This is a genomic window from Curtobacterium sp. MCSS17_008 (genome assembly GCF_003234185.1).
Lineage (GTDB): Bacteria > Actinomycetota > Actinomycetes > Actinomycetales > Microbacteriaceae > Curtobacterium.
In genome coordinates, this window is record NZ_QKSM01000026.1 from 1 (window position 1) to 16,712 (window position 16,712).

Annotated in this window: 14 protein-coding genes; 2 read left to right on the forward strand and 12 right to left on the reverse strand. The window is 71.5% G+C overall.

Features of this window, described 5'->3' with window-relative positions; all coding sequences use genetic code 11:
* The first annotated feature begins 50 nt into the window (after positions 1-50).
* Entirely contained in the window at positions 51-2,525 is a 2,475-nt protein-coding gene (gene glgB, locus DEJ23_RS15125; RefSeq protein WP_258375593.1) for a 1,4-alpha-glucan branching protein GlgB, read from the forward strand.
* A gap of 418 nt (positions 2,526-2,943) precedes the next feature.
* Here glgB and DEJ23_RS15130 read toward each other — a convergent pair whose 3' ends face one another.
* The gene (locus tag DEJ23_RS15130; protein ID WP_111241062.1) at positions 2,944-3,966 is read right to left on the reverse strand and encodes a tetratricopeptide repeat protein; all 1,023 of its coding nucleotides are present in this window, start codon (positions 3,964-3,966) and stop codon (positions 2,944-2,946) included.
* Entirely contained in the window at positions 3,963-5,696 is a 1,734-nt protein-coding gene (locus DEJ23_RS15135) for a hypothetical protein (RefSeq protein ID WP_111241063.1), read from the reverse strand. The genes DEJ23_RS15130 and DEJ23_RS15135 overlap by 4 nt, the downstream gene beginning before the upstream one ends.
* Before the next feature lie 185 nt (positions 5,697-5,881).
* Here DEJ23_RS15135 and DEJ23_RS15140 point away from each other — a divergent pair, with 185 nt between their 5' ends.
* Positions 5,882-7,723, forward strand: a complete 1,842-nt coding sequence (locus DEJ23_RS15140) for a hypothetical protein (RefSeq protein WP_181429292.1) — start codon at positions 5,882-5,884, stop codon at positions 7,721-7,723.
* A gap of 133 nt (positions 7,724-7,856) precedes the next feature.
* Here DEJ23_RS15140 and DEJ23_RS15145 read toward each other — a convergent pair whose 3' ends face one another.
* The 10 genes from DEJ23_RS15145 to DEJ23_RS15190 form a co-directional block, all read right to left on the reverse strand.
* Positions 7,857-8,585: an alpha/beta hydrolase gene (locus DEJ23_RS15145; RefSeq protein WP_111241064.1), complete on the reverse strand. Its 729-nt coding sequence runs from the start codon at positions 8,583-8,585 to the stop codon at positions 7,857-7,859.
* The gene (locus DEJ23_RS15150) at positions 8,582-8,887 is read right to left on the reverse strand and encodes a hypothetical protein (protein WP_375342285.1); all 306 of its coding nucleotides are present in this window, start codon (positions 8,885-8,887) and stop codon (positions 8,582-8,584) included. Before DEJ23_RS15150 ends, DEJ23_RS15145 begins: the two co-directional genes overlap by 4 nt.
* Before the next feature lie 14 nt (positions 8,888-8,901).
* Positions 8,902-9,651: a transglycosylase SLT domain-containing protein gene (locus tag DEJ23_RS15155; protein ID WP_111241074.1), complete on the reverse strand. Its 750-nt coding sequence runs from the start codon at positions 9,649-9,651 to the stop codon at positions 8,902-8,904.
* Between the two features lie 293 nt (positions 9,652-9,944).
* Positions 9,945-10,493 carry a DivIVA domain-containing protein gene (locus tag DEJ23_RS15160; RefSeq protein ID WP_111241066.1) on the reverse strand — a complete coding sequence of 183 codons (549 nt, stop codon included), beginning with the start codon at positions 10,491-10,493 and terminating at the stop codon, positions 9,945-9,947.
* 68 nt (positions 10,494-10,561) lie between these two features.
* Positions 10,562-11,572, reverse strand: coding sequence for a CDP-archaeol synthase (locus DEJ23_RS15165; RefSeq protein ID WP_111241067.1), 1,011 nt, complete (start codon positions 11,570-11,572; stop codon positions 10,562-10,564).
* Positions 11,572-12,126: a ribosome recycling factor gene (gene frr, locus DEJ23_RS15170; RefSeq protein ID WP_111241068.1), complete on the reverse strand. Its 555-nt coding sequence runs from the start codon at positions 12,124-12,126 to the stop codon at positions 11,572-11,574. Before frr ends, DEJ23_RS15165 begins: the two co-directional genes overlap by 1 nt.
* 45 nt (positions 12,127-12,171) lie before the next feature.
* On the reverse strand, positions 12,172-12,891 hold the full coding sequence (pyrH, locus tag DEJ23_RS15175; protein ID WP_111241069.1) for a UMP kinase: 720 nt from the start codon (positions 12,889-12,891) through the stop codon (positions 12,172-12,174).
* A gap of 152 nt (positions 12,892-13,043) precedes the next feature.
* A complete protein-coding gene (tsf, locus tag DEJ23_RS15180; protein ID WP_111241070.1) occupies positions 13,044-13,871 on the reverse strand; it encodes a translation elongation factor Ts in 828 nt (275 codons plus the stop codon).
* Between the two features lie 85 nt (positions 13,872-13,956).
* Complete coding sequence (gene rpsB, locus DEJ23_RS15185) at positions 13,957-14,850, reverse strand: 30S ribosomal protein S2 (RefSeq protein WP_111241071.1); 894 nt, start codon at positions 14,848-14,850, stop codon at positions 13,957-13,959.
* A 270-nt stretch (positions 14,851-15,120) separates the two neighbouring features.
* Positions 15,121-16,563, reverse strand: a complete 1,443-nt coding sequence (locus DEJ23_RS15190) for a sugar porter family MFS transporter (protein WP_111241072.1) — start codon at positions 16,561-16,563, stop codon at positions 15,121-15,123.
* Between the last annotated feature and the right edge of the window lie 149 nt (positions 16,564-16,712).

The following is a 16,712-nucleotide window of genomic DNA, read 5'->3' on the forward strand; positions in this document are numbered from 1 at the left end:
GTCCGGGCGCTCCTTCGCCGCCCGTGACCCGCGTCCGTGCCCCCGGAGCCGTGCCCGCAAGCGACGAGACCGGGCCCCGGTACGAACCGCGCGTCTCCGCCCCCGGCGAGGACCTGCCCGGAGCGGTTCCGGCGGCGAAGGAGCGCCCGGACCGCGGCGTGCCCGAGTCGGCGACGCTCGCCGGTGCAGACCGGCCCGAGGCGCCGTCCGTCGACGCCACGGACGGTGCCGACGCGCCGCCGTCGGAGGGCGGTCGCGCCAGCACCCCGACCGTCGCCGACATCGCTGCGACGTCGGCGAGCGAGCCCGCCACGGCGGCCGAGCCCACCACGGGTGCCCCGTCCCCCGACGGCCCTCGCCCGGCCCCGGTCGAGGACTGGCTCCGCCAGCAGGTCGCCGAGGGCCGCTGGTCGCAGCCGCACGACGTCCTCGGCCCGCACCCCGTCGACGGCGGCACGAGCGTCCGGGTGGTCCGGCACCTCGCCTCGGCCGTCCGGATCGTCCGTCCGGACGGTGACGACGTCGAGCTCACGCACGAGGGCGACGGCCTGTGGGCCGGCGCCACCCCGGGCACGCTCGGGCGCTACCGGGTCGAGGCCGACTACGACCTCGAGGACGCCACGGACGCCGACGACGCCACCTGGACCACCGATGACGCGTACCGGTTCCCGCCCACGATCGGCGAGCTCGACCTGCACCTGTTCGGTGAGGGCCGCGACGAGCAGCTCTGGCAGCACCTCGGCGCCCACGTCCGCACGGTGGACGGCGTCGACGGGGTCGCGTTCACGGTCTGGGCGCCCCGCGCCACTGCCGTCCGCGTCATCGGCGACTTCGAGGGCTGGGAGGGTCGGACCACCGCGATGCGCCGGCTGAGCGACCTCGGCGTGTGGGAGCTCTTCTGGCCCGGGGCACTCGTCGGTCAGCGCTACAAGTTCCAGATCCTCACCGACTCCGGCTGGGTCGAACGCGCCGATCCCTTCGCCCGTCGCACGGAGGTGCCGCCCGCGACCGCGTCCGTCATCACCGCGTCCGACTACACGTGGTCCGAGGGCGACGCAGCGTGGATGGAACAGCGCGCGCAGACGACGACGCACGACCGCCCGATGAGCGTGTACGAGGTGCACCTCGGCTCGTGGCGGCCGGGTCTGTCCTACCGCGAGGCCGCCGACCAGCTCATCGGCCACGTACAGCACCTCGGGTTCACGCACGTCGAGTTCCTCCCGCTCGCCGAACACCCCTTCGGCGGGTCCTGGGGGTACCAGGTCACCGGCTACTACTCCCCGACCGCACGCTTCGGCACCCCGGACGACCTGCGGTACCTGATCGACCGGCTGCACACCGCGGGCATCGGCGTGATCATGGACTGGGTCCCCGGGCACTTCCCGAAGGACGAGTGGGCGCTCGCGAAGTTCGACGGCTACGCACTGTTCGAGCACCCGGACCCGCGCCGCGGAGAACAGCTCGACTGGGGCACCTACGTGTTCGACTTCGGACACCCCCAGGTGCGGAACTTCCTCGTCGCGAACGCGCTGTACTGGCTCGAGGAGTTCCACATCGACGGCCTCCGGGTCGACGCCGTCGCCTCGATGCTGTACCTCGACTACTCCCGCACCGAGTGGCTGCCGAACATCCACGGCGGCCGCGAGAACCTCGAGGCGATCTCGTTCCTGCAGGAGACGAACGCCACCGCGTACAAGCGCTACCCCGGCATCGTGATGATCGCCGAGGAGAGCACCTCGTGGCCGGGTGTCACCCAGCCGACGAGCGCCGGCGGGCTCGGGTTCGGCCAGAAGTGGAACATGGGCTGGATGCACGACTCGCTGCAGTACATCGAGCGGGACCCGGCCTACCGCAGCTACCACCACGACGAGATCACCTTCTCGCTGGTCTACGCCTTCAGCGAGCAGTTCACCCTGCCGATCAGTCACGACGAGGTCGTGCACGGCAAGGGCTCGCTGTACGGCAAGATGCCCGGTGACGAGTGGCAGAAGCTCGCGAACCTGCGCGCGTACCTCGCGTTCATGTGGGCGCACCCGGGCAAGCAGCTGCTCTTCATGGGCCAGGAGTTCGCCCAGCCGTCCGAGTGGTCCGAAGCCCGCGGGCTCGACTGGTGGCTGCTCGACGACCCCGGCCACCTCGGTGTCCAGGACCTCGTCGCCGAGCTCAACAAGGTGTACAAGGACACGCCCGCCCTCTGGACCCACGACTCGTCGCCCGAGGGCTTCGAGTGGATCGAGGGCGGCGACGCACCGCACTCGACGCTCGGGTTCCTCCGCAAGGACGGCGACGACCGGCTCGCGGTCTTCGTGAACTTCTCCGGCGTGCCCGTGGAGCGCCGCTTCGGCCTGCCCACGGCCGGCACGTGGCACGAGGTGCTCAACACCGACGCCGCCGAGTACGGCGGATCCGGGGTCGGCAACCTCGGCGCCGTCACCGCAGAGGAGACGCCGTGGGCCGGACGGCCCGCATCGGCGAACTTGGTGGTGCCGCCGCTCGGCGCGGTCTGGCTCCGCCTGGCGGACTGACGCGAGCACGAACGGACGGGAGGCCCGGTGCCAGCTGGCACCGGGCCTCCCGTCCGTGGTGCGCGTCCCGTGCTCCGGAGCACGCCTGATCGGGTGCGTGGTCGCCACGCGAGACGCCCCGGCCGCAACGAGACGGTCGGCGGTCGCCGAGACGGCGCCGTTTCCGGAGGCGTTTCGTGAGCCAGCACGTGTCTCGGCGGGGCCCCGGCGTCTCGGCGGGAGGCCGGCGTCTCGTGAGCCGGCACGCGTCTGGGCGGGACGCCGGAGTCTCGCCGCGGGCGTCGTCGCAGTGGCGCCGCGCCGGCACACCCGACGAACACGAGACGCCCCCGTCTCCGGGGGCGTCTCGTGTCTCCGGGGGGCGTCTTGTGCTCCCGGAGGCGTCCGGGCGCCGGCCCTCGAACCGGCGTCCCGTGCGTCAGTACAGCGCGCTCGCGAGCCGGCGGCGAGCGGCGACCACGCGGGGATCGTCGGAGCCGACGAGCTCGAAGTACTCGACGAGGCGGACCCGGAGGGCCTCCCGCTCGGCACCGAACACGGTCGGCACGAGGTCGAGGAGCCGACCGAAGGCGTCCTCGACGTGTCCGCCGCTGACGTCGAGGTCGGCGACGGCGAGCTGGGCCTCGACGTCCTGCGGTCCCGCAGCTGCCGCGCTGCGGATGTCGTCAGCGGCACGTCCGCTCAGCCGGTCGAGCAGCGACACCTGCGCGAGACCCGCGACGGCCATCTGGTCGTTCGGGTCCTGCGCGATCGCGGTCTTGTACTCCTGCACCGCCGCCGCGTAGTCGCCACGCTCGATCGCGTCGTAGGCGGCCTGGTGGTGCGGAGGGAGCGGCTCGGGTTCGGGCTCGCCCTGCGGCTCTGCGGCCGCTGCGCCGTCCACCGTGACGCGTCCGGACACGCCGTTCTGCTCGGCGGCCGCGAGGACCTGCTCGAACACGTCGCGCACCTGCGCCTCGGGCAGTGCCCCGACGAACAGGCCGAGCGGGCGGCCGCCGATGACCGCTGCGACGGTGGGGATCGACTGCGCCTGGAACGCCTGCACCAGTTGCGGGTTCGTGTCGGCGTCGACCTTGGCGAGCAGCAGGCGGCCGTCGTACTCGGCGGTGAGCTGCTCGAGGATCGGCGACAGTTGCTTGCACGGCCCACACCACTCGGCCCAGATGTCCACGACGACCGGCACCACCGAGGACAGCTGGAGGACGTCCTGGAAGGTCTGGTCGGTGACGTCGAGGACGAGTGACGGGACGGTCAGGTCACCGGCGGTCGCGCTGCCGGGGGCTCCGGCGCCGGCGGGAGCGGCTCCGTCCGGCGCACCAGCGGGAGCGGCTCCGGCTGCCGGACCGGCACCGGGCTGCTGCGGCCGTTGCGCGCGGTCGACGAGCGACGACAGGTCGACGGCTCCGCGGAGACCGGACGGGGTCGGGGGGACGTTGGTCATTGCACCTCACTCGCTGCGGTCAGGCCCTGCGTGAACCCGAGCAGGACCACCTTCTCATCACTGCCGACCGGGGGCACGGAGAACAGCAGTTGCACGCTGTACGTGGCGCTGATCCCCTTGGTGCTCGAGTCGACGCCGGAGAGCGCCTTGACGGCTCCCTTGGTGTTGACCTCGGCACCGGCTGCGGTCGGCGTGACCTTCTCGATCTCGTCGAGGTCGGCGGACACGAGCGCTCCCCCGCCGTCGGTCGCGATGGCGATGGCGCTGTCATCTGGCACCTCGGACGAGTACTCGATCTCCGCGGTGTCGGGCAGCGACTCCGCCTTCTTGTCCTTGTACGCCTTGCCGATCGTGGAGCGGAGCCCGTCACCCTCGGACGCGAAGAGCGACGCGGAGGACGACTCGCTGTCCTTCGAGAGGACGTCGCCGTACGCCGCGGCGATGTCGTCGGGGGCGATGCGCAGGAGCTTCGTGTCGCCGGGGAGCCGGGCGGCACCGAGCGAGGTGGGCGCGAGGCTCGGGATCTCCGCCGCGGCCTCGAGCGACACGTCGTAGGCGACCTTGTAGTCGTCGCGCGCGCTGTCCTGCACGAGGGTCAGGGCCTGCGGGGCGGTCTTCGCGGTGCAGTCCTCGGCCACGACGGTGAACACCGTGCGCGGCCACGTGTCGGTCTGCTGCGGCAGCGCGACGCAGACCTGCTCGGCGGAGATCGCGGGCGGGGCTCCGGCGTCCGGGTCCTCTGCCCGGATCGCGTAGTTGGCCTTGCGGAGCTCGAGCGCGGCGCCGGTGAAGCGCGACTCGAGGAGCGAGGTGTCACGGTCCGCGTCCGCCTTCGACGCCACGGCGGCGACACGCTCGACGATCCGGCGGATCTGCTGCTTCGTGGCAGCGGTCTGCGCCGGCGCCGCGGCGGTGGCCGTCGCAGTGGGCGTGGGCGTCGTAGCCGAGCCACCCCCCTGCGGCCAGTAGTCGGAGGAGCAGCCAGCGAGCCCGAGCACACCGACGAGCACGACCGGGACGGCCACCAGGGAGCGGCGGCCGCGGCGACCACGCACGGGTACCTGGGCGCCGGCGGCAGCGGCACGACGCGACGCACGCACCCGCGGCGGTCGGGAACCGCCGCTCCGGCGACGGGGACCGCGCCCGCGCCGCTGGTGCAGGAACGCCCAGACGAGCAGTGCGACACCACCGGCCAGGAAGACACCGCCGGCCACGAGCAGCGGGCCGACGGACGGTGTCGCGGTGTCCCGCGGCCAGGTCACGGAGACGTCGGACGGCGCGGCCGACCCGCCGTCACCGACCACCACGACGGAGACGTCCGCGGGGAGCCGCACGGTGAACTGCCCGGCCCCGTCCCACTCCTGGTACCAGAGGTCACTGCCCGACGGGTCCGGGACGGAGTCCTCGGTCCCCGTGGTGCGGCCGACCAGGCGGTCCTGCTCGGCGTCGAAGCGGAGCGTCGTGTGCTTCGCCTCACCGATCCAGGCCTCGACGTCCCCGGTCCTGCCGTACGCGGCGAACACCTCGCCGGACCCGGACACGTCGATGCGCTGGTAGCCGGGGTTGGCGTTCAGCGTGGTCCCCGGGATGACGGTCACCGGGGCCGAGGCGGTGCTCGACGACTGCGCGACCAGCGACGACGGCGGCGCGAACACGGTGCGCTGCCCGACCGCGAGCCCGACGAGCAGCAGACCGATGACGAAACTGACGATCGCCAGGACGAATCGCACGGATCTTCTCCCTACCGCGCCGGGGGTGGGGGGATCGGCGCGCGAACCAGCGCTCCAGGATAGCGACGCACCCTGGAAGTCGCATCCCCCACCGCTGTCCACGGTCACAGTCCCGCCCGGTCGGCCGCCACTAGACTCGTCCGCGGGCCAAGGGCTGGCCCTCCGCCGACCCCCAGGAGCAACACGTGGCGAACGACGAGGCCGAGTTCGGGACCGAGCTGCGCGGGTACCGCCGCGACGAGGTGGACCGCTCGGTGAACGAGTTGCGCCGCGAGCTCATCAAGTCGAACACCGACCGTGCCGAGGCGGCGAAGGAGATCCGTCTCCTGCAGGCCCGCGTCGCCGACCTGCAGAGCGAGCTCGACGAAGCCGGCACCCCGACCTACAGCGGGCTCGGCACCCGGCTCGAGTCCACCCTGCGCGTCGCCGAGGAGCAGTCCACGCGACTCATCAGCCAGGCCGACATCGACGCGCAGCGCCTGCGGGCGTCGAGCCGCAACGAGGCGGACCGGCTGCTGCGGGAAGCCCGGCAGGAGGCCTCGGAGACCCTCGAGGACGCCCGTACCCGTGCCACCGACGAGCTCACGCGAGCCCGGGCCGAGTCCGCCGACACCATCGAGCGCGCTCGCGCCGAGGCGGGTCTGCTCACCCAGGACGCGCGCAACGAGGCCGCCGCCGTCCGCGGGGCCGCGGTGACCGAGGCCGCCGAGGTCCGGTCCGTCGCGATCCGCGAGACGAACGCGCTCCGCGCCCGGGTCGAGCGCGAGGTCGCCGAGCTCCGTGAGGACGCCCAGCGCGCCGCCGAGGACGCCCGCCGCGCAGCGGCCGACCTCGACCGCGAGACCGAGCACCGCCGCAGCGTGTTCGAGGCCGACCACGCCCGGCGCACCGAGGACCTGGACCGCGAGGAGACGACGCGCCGCGCCGCACTCGAGCGCGAGGTCACCGAGGGCCGAGCGGCCTGGCAGCGCGAACGCGACGAGCAGCAGCGCGAGCACACCCTTGCGATGGAGACGGAGCGGGCCGAGCTCGACGCCGAGGTCGACCGGCGCCGCGCGGCACTCGAGGCCGAGATCAGTGACCGCCGACGCGAACTGGACGCCGAGCTCGGTGCCGCACGGGCGCGTTGGAAGCGCGAGGCGGCCGAGGCGCGCACCGCGCTCGACCAGGAGCTGCAGGCCGCCCGTGCACAGCTCCGCGTCGACGAGGAGCAGACCCGGGCGGAGAACGAGCGCCTGGTCCAGGAGACCGCCGAACGCATCGCACAGGAGCTCGAGGACCACCGTGCCCGCATCGAGCGGGAGCGCGCGGAGGCCGAGGCGGCCGCCGAACGTGCCGCGCGAGAGCACGCCGACGAACTCGCCGCACGTCGCGAACGGGAGCACGCTGCGGTCGACACCGAGATCGCCGATCGCCGTGCCGCAGAACTGACGACGCTCGAGGCAGAGCGCACGGCCCTCCGTCAGGAGATCGACACCATGCGCGCCGGGCTCGAGAAGGAGCGCGACGAGGTCCGCGCGGAGATCACCCGCGAACAGGACGAAGCCCGGGCCGCGCTCGAGTCGGAACTCGCCGCCCGCCGCGACGACGCGGAGCAGGAGTACCTGCAGAAGCACAACGAGACGGTGACCGAGACGCAGAGGTACCTGGACGAGGCGAACCTGCAGCTCGCCGAGGCCACCCGCCGTGCGACCGAGGCCCGCGAGCGTGCGGAGCGCCTGCAGCAGGAGGCCGACGACCTCGAGCGCACCAGCACCGCCGACGCGCAGGAACGCGCCCGGACCATCGTCACGGACGCGCAGGAGCGCGTGCACCGGATGATCGCCGAGGCCGAAGAGCGCACCGCCGCGATCGTGGCGGAGTCGGAGGACCGGCTGGCCGCGATCCGGAACGAGCGCGACGCCGTGGCCGGCTACCTCGAGAACCTGCGGGGCGTGCTCACCCACGCCACCGGTCTGTTGGACGGCCCTGCCGCACGCGCGGACGGCGTCCGTGCCGCGGACGACGAGGACAGCGCCACGCGCTGACGTCCCCAGCAACGGTACGGTGAGCCGACCGGGAGGCGCGACACGCGCCTCCCGGTCTGCTCGCGTCTCCCGGCACGCGGTCGGGCAGCAGGGTCACGGGATCGCCCGAGCGACGTGCCCGGACCCGCGACGATCAGTCGTCGACGTGCGTCGGCAGCGGCGCGCTGCCCGGGACCACCAGGTCGGCGACCATGTCGAGCACGGTGCGGACGTACCGCTCCCCCACCCACAGGTGCTTCGCACCCTCGACCGGCACGACCCGCACCTTCGGCGCAACGGAGAAGCGCTCCACGGCCTCGTCCGGACGCAGGAAGTCGTCGTGCTCCGGCACGAGTGCCACGACGGGGACCTCGACGTCGGCCCAACGCCGCAGTTCGTCCTCCGAGGTGCGGTGCAGCGGCGGGGACAGCAGGACGACGCCGGCGACCGTTCCGGCAGCGACGTGCTCGAGGGCGTGCTTGAGGACCACCTCGGTCCCGAACGACCAGCCGAGCAGCCACGGGGTCGGTAGGCCACGGTCGACGGTCTCCTGCACCGCGGCACGGAGGTCGAACCCCTCCGAGACCCCGTCGCCGAACACACCCTCGGACGTGCCTCGCGGCGACGTCACCGACCGGAAGTTGAAGCGCAGCACGGCGATGTCCGCGAGGGCGGGCAGTCGCGCGGCCGCCTTCTTCAGCACGTGCGAGTCCATGAAGCCCTGCGCCGTGGGCAGCGGGTGGAGCGCGACCACGGTGCCCCGGGCCGGCCGGTCGAGCGGTTCGGCGATCTCCCCGACGAGCGTCAGGTGGTCGTCGGTCACCAGCTCGATGTCGGTGCGGCGAGCGGGCAGCTCCGTGTTCGATCGGATCTCGGTGCTCATGCGATGCTCCAGCAGTGGTTGTGCCAGTGGCGACGGGAGGCCAGGTCGGCTTCGTCGCCGAGGACGCCGTCGGCGCGCCAGACCACCACGTGCGCGGTGCCGGGCACCACGGTCCCGCCGCAGCCCGGGCAGACGTACTCCTTCTGCGCCGATGCCGCCGACACCGGCTGCACCGTGTACGTACGGCCACGCCGGACCTCGGTCCGCTTCCACGAACTCATGAGCCGGTCGAGACCGGTTCCTTCGTCCGTCGGCTCCGGTCCGCGACCGCGGAGTCGCCGCGGTCGGTTGCTGCGCGGCACCCGGGTGCTGCCGATCAGTACCAGTTGTGGGCGACGCTGTGGCCCCAGGCGCCGCACGGCGTGCCGTATACCCCGGCGATGTAGTTCAGGCCCCAGGTGATCTGCGTCGCCGGGTTGGTCTGCCAGTCCGCGCCGGCCGTGGCCATCTTGCTGCCCGGCAGGGCCTGCGGGATGCCGTACGCACCGCTCGGGTTGTAGGCGTTGACGCGCCAGCCCGACTCCTTGTTCCAGAGCAGGACGAGGCAGTTGTACTGATCGGCACCCCAACCGCGGGCGGCCACCATCTGCTGGGCGATGGCCTGGGCGCTGCCCGGGTCGGGCGTCGCGGCGGTCTCGGCGAGGGTGTTCGACGGCGAGACGGTCTCGGTCTCCGTCTCGGCATCGGCGTTCTCGTCGTCGTCCTCGGTCGCGGCCGGCTTCGCGGCGACCTTCGGCTTCGGCAGGGTGACGCCGTAGCCGTCGCGGGTGACGTCGAAGGCTGCGTAGGTGCCGTGGGCCGTGTACTGCTGCGGTTCGACCGGAGCCTTCACGAGCACCGGCGCGACGACCGCGGCCTGCGCCACGTCGGGCTGCATCGGGTTGAACAACGAACCACCGACGAACCCGAACACCGCGAAGAACGACAACGCGGGGATCGTCGCGCGCTTCCGCACGAGCGTGTTCAGCGTGCGCGGCGCCGTCGGCTCAGCCGTCGCGGCGACCGCCCGCCGCTGCTTCGCGGCGCGCGGGTCGACGTGGCCGGTCGGCGCGACCGGACCGCGCACGAGGACCGGCCCCGTGGTCGTCGCGGTGGACGCCACCGGACTCGTGGCCGTGGAGGGCGCGCCCGTCGCGGCGGACGGCAGCGACGCCGTCTCGACCCGCGGGGTCGCGTGGAGGACCGCGTGCTCCGCCGTGCGGAGTCGGTCGCGTGCCGCGCGGCGCTCACCGACGACCGGACGGTCGAGGTGCTCGCGGGTACCGCGGTCGGAGCTGGAGTCTGCCGTGTGCCTGCCCATGAGTCCGTCCAGGATAACGGAACGGTCACGAGATGAGAAGCACCTGTGTCCGCGAGTCGTCAGCGGACGGCGAGCATGACCTCGACGACGGCGTCGAGCAGTGCGTCGACCTGGGCCTCGCGGTAGCCACCGTGCTTCGGCCGGAAGACGACCGAGCGGACCTCGGTCAGGCTGAGCGGCTTGCCGTCCCGGAAGTACCCGGCGAGTCGCTCGGCGAAGGCGTCGACCTCCTTCGGGTGGTAGCCCGTGCCCAGGACACTGGTCCGCGCGAACCGCTGCCCGTCCGGACGTTCGAGCCGTGCCACCACGTCGGAGGCCTTGGCACGTGCCTCGGCGTACCAGGCCTTCTGGCCGACCTCGGCGATCTCCCGCTCGCGCTCACGGGCGGCGAAGGCGTCCTCGAGGCGCTCGAGCGCCGCGTCGACGTGCGCGGTCGAGTACCCGCCCTTGCGCATCGAGAACGCGGTCGCGCGGATCTTCGCTGCCTCGATGCCCGGCGAGGTGTCCCCCGCCGTGTACGCCCGACGAGCGTCCTCGAGGAAACGCTCGACCTCGTCGACGTCGTAACCGAGCGCTCTGCGGTCTGCGGTGGGGAAGGTGGTGGCCACGGCGACATTCTGCCAGCACCGCACCCTGGCGCGACCTGGACGCGCCAGCACCGCCCGGCCGTCGACCGTCAGTGCACGACGACGAGGAACATCACGTACGCGACCGCGGCCGACGGCAGGATGCTGTCGATGCGGTCGAGCAACCCGCCGTGCCCCGGCAGGAACGACGAGATGTCCTTGATGCCGAGGTCGCGCTTGATCATCGACTCCGTCAGGTCGCCGAGCGTGGCCGACCCGGAGATGAGCACGCCGAGCAGCACGCCCGTCCACCAGGGCAGACCGAGCAGCAGGACGACGACGACGATGCCGACGACGATGCTCGCCGCGACCGAGCCCGCGAAGCCCTCCCACGTCTTCTTCGGGCTGATCCGTGGCGCCATCGGGTGCTTGCCGAGGTTGAGCCCCGTGGCGTAGGCGCCGGTGTCCACCGCGACGACGACGAGGATGAACGCGATCACCCAGAGTTCACCGCGCTGCTGCGCGGACAGCAGCACGACGCAGGCGCCGAGCAGGGTGATGTACGCCTGGACGAAGAGCCCGTTCGTCAGGTCGCGGACGACGTGTCCGACCGGTGGCTTGTGCCGCGAGACGGCGACCTCGACCAACCGCCAGAGCGAGATGAGGACGATGCCCCCGAGCAGCGTGAACAGCGCCGCGACCTGTCCGCCCAGGAACGCCGCGGGCACGACGGCGACACTCACGGCGACGCTCGGGATCCGAGGAACGTCGCGGCCCGCGAACCGCATCGCGCTCGCGAGCTCGTAGACGCCCACGCCGAGCAGGAACGCGGCGACGACGATGAAGGCCGGCTTCCAGATGAGGAGCGACGCCAGCATGACGACCGCGAAGGCCAACGCGATCGCGATCGCCGCCGGCAGGTTCCGGCCCGTCCGTGCCGTCAGGGCCTCGTTGCGCGCGCCGAGCTCCGCCTTGCGCTGCTTCAGCTGCGCTTCGAAGTCGGCGCGCGCCGCACGGGCACGGGCATCGAAGTCCTGTCGGAGCCCCTTCTTCGCGGTCGGGACCGGTTCCGGCGGGCGCGGTTCTGTGGGGCGGTCGCCGCCCGGCTCGGGGAGACGCATCAGACCTCGAGGAGTTCGGCTTCCTTCTTCTTCAGCGCGTCGTCGATCTGGTCGACGTGCTTCTTCGTCAGGGACTCGAGGTCCTTGTCGCCGCGCGCGATCTCGTCGTCCGAGATCTCGCCCTTCAGCGCGTCCAGGTCGTCCTTCGCGCGGCGGCGGATGTTGCGGATGACGACCTTGTGGTCCTCACCCTTGCCGCGGACGAGCTTCACGAACTCCTTGCGGCGGTCCTGGGTGAGCTCCGGGATCGTCACGCGGACGATCTCGCCGTCGTTCGACGGGCTCGCGCCGAGGTTCGGGAACGTCGCGATCGCGCGCTCGATCTCCTTGAGGGCCGACTTGTCGTACGGCGTGACGATGAGCGTGCGTGCCTCGGGCGTCTGGAGCGACGCGAGCTGCGCGAGCGGCGTCGGGGTGCCGTAGTAGTCGACCGGGATCTTCTGGAAGAGGGCGGCGTTGATGCGTCCGGTACGGACGGTCGCGAAGTCGTCCTTGGCGACGTCGACGGCCTTCGCCATCTTCTCGGTGGCTTCGGTCAGGACATCACTGATCACGGTGGTTCTCCTTCGGTACTGGGTCGAGTCTAGTCAGCGTGCGGGTCAGTTGCTGACGACCGTGCCGATCCGCTCACCACGGATGGCCGCTGCCACGTTGCCCTCGCCCTCCATGCCGAACACGTGCATCGGCATGGCGTTGTCCATGCAGAGCGAGAAGGCCGTGGCGTCGACGACCTTGAGCCCCTGGAGCAACGCGTCCTGGTACGTGACGTGGTGGAGCTTCTCGGCGTTGGCGTCCTTCTTCGGGTCGGCCGTGTACACACCGTCCACACCGTTCTTCGCGACGAGGACCTCGTGCGCGTCGATCTCGAGCGCACGCTGCGCCGCGACGGTGTCGGTCGAGAAGTAGGGCAGGCCGGCACCGGCGCCGAAGATCACGATGCGGCCCTTCTCGAGGTGCCGCTCGGCCCGCCGCGGGATGTAGGGCTCCGCGACCTGGGTCATGCTGATCGCCGACTGCACGCGCGTGGCGGCCCCGGCCTGCTCGAGGAAGTCCTGCAGCGCGAGCGCGTTCATCACCGTGCCGAGCATGCCCATGTAGTCGGCGCGCCCGCGGTCCATCCCGCGCTGGGACAGCTCGGCCCCGCGGAAGAAGTTGCCGCCGCCGACGACGATGGCGACCTCGACCTGTTGGGCCGCCTCGGCGATCTCCTTGGCGATGGTGCTGATGACGTCCGGGTTCACACCGAGGGAGCCGGCCCCGAAGGCCTCCCCCGACAGCTTCAGCAGGACCCGGCGGCGTCCGGTCTTCTCGTTCGTCATGTGGCGCACCCTTCGTCGAATGTCTCGTGGGAATCTACCCGGCCGCAGCCGGTCCGGCGGAGGAGGTCGTGCCTCCAGGCCGGTTCCGCGCGCCGGTGCGCGCAGAAACGGGGCCCGGAACCGATGTGGTTCCGAGCCCCGTCACGGGTTCGTTACGCGCCGACCTTGACGCGGGCGAAGCCCTGGATGGTGAGACCGGCGTTCTCGGCGGCCTTCGCGACGGACAGCTTGTTGTCCTTCGCGTAGTCCTGCTCGAGGAGCGCGACCTGCTTGCGGAAGGCGTTGAGGCGACCCTCGACGATCTTCGGCAGGGCGGCCTCCGGCTTGCCCTCCTCGCGGGTGATCGCCTCGACGGTCGCGCGCTCCTTCTCGATCGCCTCGGCCGGGATCTCGTCACGCGTGAGGTACGTCGGGTTCGCGAACGCGACGTGCTGCGCGATGGAGCGGGCCTCGGCCGCGTCGGAGCCCGAGTAGGCGATGACGACGGCGATCTGCGGGGGCAGGTCCTGGCTGGTCTTGTGGAGGTACACCTCGAACGCGTCGCCCTCGACACGGGTGACCGTGCGGAGCGCGAGCTTCTCGCCCAGGGCGGCGGCGGCCTCGTCGATCGCCTCGGCGACCGTCTTGCCCTCGAGCGGAGCGGCGTTCCCGGCCTCGACGTCGGACGCGCCGGCGGCGGCGACCGCGGCGACGACCTTGTCGGCGAGGGTGGTGAACTTCTCGTTCTTCGCGACGAAGTCGGTCTCGCTGGCGAGCTCGACGACGGTGGCGGCGCCACCCTCGGTCGTCGCGACGACGACACCCTCGGAGGTCGCACGGTCGTCGCGCTTGGCGACGGCCTTCGCGCCCTTGATGCGGAGGAGCTCGACGGCCTTGTCGTAGTCGCCGTCGGCCTCGACGAGCGCGTTCTTCGCGTCCATCATGCCGGCCCCGAGGTCCTCGCGGAGCTTCTTCACGTCAGCAAGGCTGTAGTTGGCCATTGGCTGGAGTCCTTTCTGGACTGGGTTGTGGAGAGTGGAGAGTGAGCGCGGGCGCCGGCCCCGAGGGACCGGCGCCCGCGGACGATCACTCGGCGGGGGTGGCGTTCTTCGCGTCGTCGGCGATCGGCTCGCCGATCTCCTTCGCGGCGACCTGCGCGTCGGCGTCGTTCTCCTCGACCGTCGCGCCCTCGCCCTCGGTCTGGCCGGCGGCCGGAGCCGACTCGGTCTGACCGGAGAGGAGCTCCTGCTCCCACTCGGCGAGCGGCTCGGCCTCGGCCTCGTCGCCGCCCTGGTGGCGGGTCTTCAGGCCCTCGGCCGCGGCGTCGGCGACGATGCGGGTGAGCAGACCGACGGAACGGATCGCGTCGTCGTTGCCCGGGATCGGGTAGGTGATCTCGTCGGGGTCGCAGTTGGTGTCGAGGATGCCGATGACCGGGATCCCGAGCTTCTGCGCCTCGTCGACGGCGAGGTGCTCCTTCTTGGTGTCGACGATCCAGAGCGCGCTCGGGGTCCGCGTGAGGTTGCGGATGCCACCGAGGGTCTTGTGGAGCTTGTCCAGCTCGCGCTTCTTGATGAGGAGCTCCTTCTTGGTGAAGCCCTTCGTCGTGTCGTCGAAGTCGATCTCCTCGAGCTCCTTCATGCGCGCGAGGCGCTTGGAGACCGTCTGGAAGTTCGTGAGCAGACCGCCGAGCCAACGCTGGTTGACGTACGGCTGGCCGACGCGGGTCGCCTGCTCGGCGATGGAGCCCTGCGCCTGCTTCTTGGTGCCCACGAAGAGGATCGTGCCACCGTGCGCGACCGTCTCCTTGACGAAGTCGTACGCGCGGTCGATGTAGGCCAGCGACTGCTGCAGGTCGATGATGTGGATGCCCGAGCGCTCGGCGAGGATGAAGCGCTTCACCTTCGGGTTCCACCGACGGGTCTGGTGTCCGAAGTGGACGCCGCTGTCGAGCAGCTGGCGGATGGTGACGACGGCCATGCCGTCCCTCCTTGTTCTCGGCGCACGGCTGTCCGGCCGTGCGCACGGTTGCGGTTGTGTCGGTCACGACCCGGTGGTCGTGGCCCCTGGCGCCCTGTCCGCGCGGCCGCCCGCTCGCGAGAGCGGGACCGGTGGCCGTGGGACGCGTGTGGACGCGCGAAGTCAGCGCGCTCGGCGCGCTGCGGAAGAGACTCTAGCAGGTCTGCGACGCACGGGAGGCGCGGTGCGGGTCGGGCCCGCACCGCGCCTCCCGTGCGGTGGTGACTCGCGTCAGGACTTGGCGTCGACCGTCTCGCCCTCGGCCGTGATGCCCATCTCCTCGAGGGAGCGGCCCTTCGTCTCCGGGATCTTGCCGATGACGAAGAACAGGGACAGCAGGGCGAACAGGGCGTAGATGCCGTAGGTCACCGTCAGGTTGAACCCGGACAGCACCGGGAACGTGATCGTGACCAGGAAGTTCGCGATCCAGTTGGCCGCGGACCCGATGCCCAGGGCGGTCGCACGGATGCGGTTCGGGAACATCTCGCCGAGCAGCACCCACATGAGCGGGCCCCACGTCGCGCCGAAGGACACGACGAACAGGTTCGCGAACACCAGCGCGATGACGCCCCACGAGCCCGGGAGCTGCGGCGCACCGTCGACGACCGTCGCCTGCGAGAACGCGATCGCGACCATGGTCAGCGAGACGAACATGCCCGACGAGCCCGCGATGAGCAGCGGCTTCCGGCCGAGCTTGTCGACGGTGAAGATCGCGATGAACGTCACCGCGACGTTGACCACCGAGGTGATCGTGGAGATGAGGAAGGAGTCGCTCTCCTCGAACCCGACCGCCTGCCAGAGGGTGGTCGAGTAGTAGAAGATCACGTTGATGCCGACGAACTGCTGCAGGACGGCGAGGATGATGCCGACCCAGACGATCGGCTGCAGGCCGAAGCGGTTGCCTCGGATGGAGCCCTTCTTCTCGTTGGCCTCCTTCTCGATGCCGTCCTGGATCTCCTCCAGGCTCGTGTTCACCGTGTCACGCGGGACGATCTTGCCCATCACGTCGCGCGCGTCGTCCTTGCGGCCGTTCGCGAGCAGGAAGCGCGGCGACTCGGGCAGCGTGATCGCGAGCACGCCGTAGACCACCGACGGCACCACACCGACGAGGAACATCCAGCGCCACGCGGCGAGGCCGAGGACCTGCTCCGAGGCGCCACCGGCGGTGACGGCGAAGATCTGGTCGGACAGCAGTGCGGCGAAGATGCCGAGCGTGATGGCGAGCTGCTGGAACGACGCGAGACGACCGCGGATCGCCTTCGGGGAGACCTCGGAGATGTACGCCGGGGCGATGACCGATGCGGTACCGATGCCCAGACCGCCGACGAGGCGCCAGATCACGAGGTCCCACGTCGCGAACGCGAACGCGGAGCCGATGGAGCTGACGAAGAAGAGGACAGCGGCCCAGAACATCACGCGGGTCCGACCCCAACGGTCGGCGAGACGCCCGGCGAAGTAGGCGCCGAAGGCGCAGCCGATGAGGGCTGACGCGACGGCGAAGCCGCTGGCGGCCTCGGACAGGCCGAACTCGCCCTTGATCGCGTCGACCGCTCCGTTGATGACGGAGGAATCGAAACCGAAGAGGAAGCCGCCGACTGCCGCCGCGATGGCGAACAGGGTGACCTTCCCCTTGAACGCACGGTCCTCGCCGTGCTGGGTGGACGTGTTCGACACGGTGCTCCAGGTTCCCGCCGCCGTGCTGGGTGGCGCACGGTGCCCCGGCGGTCGGCTGGTTCGCCGTCCGAGCGGCGTTGCGTGTTCCGGAGCGGCCCCGACTGTACTCGCTGACGGGCTCGGGGTCACATCAGGGTCGGGGTGGGCGT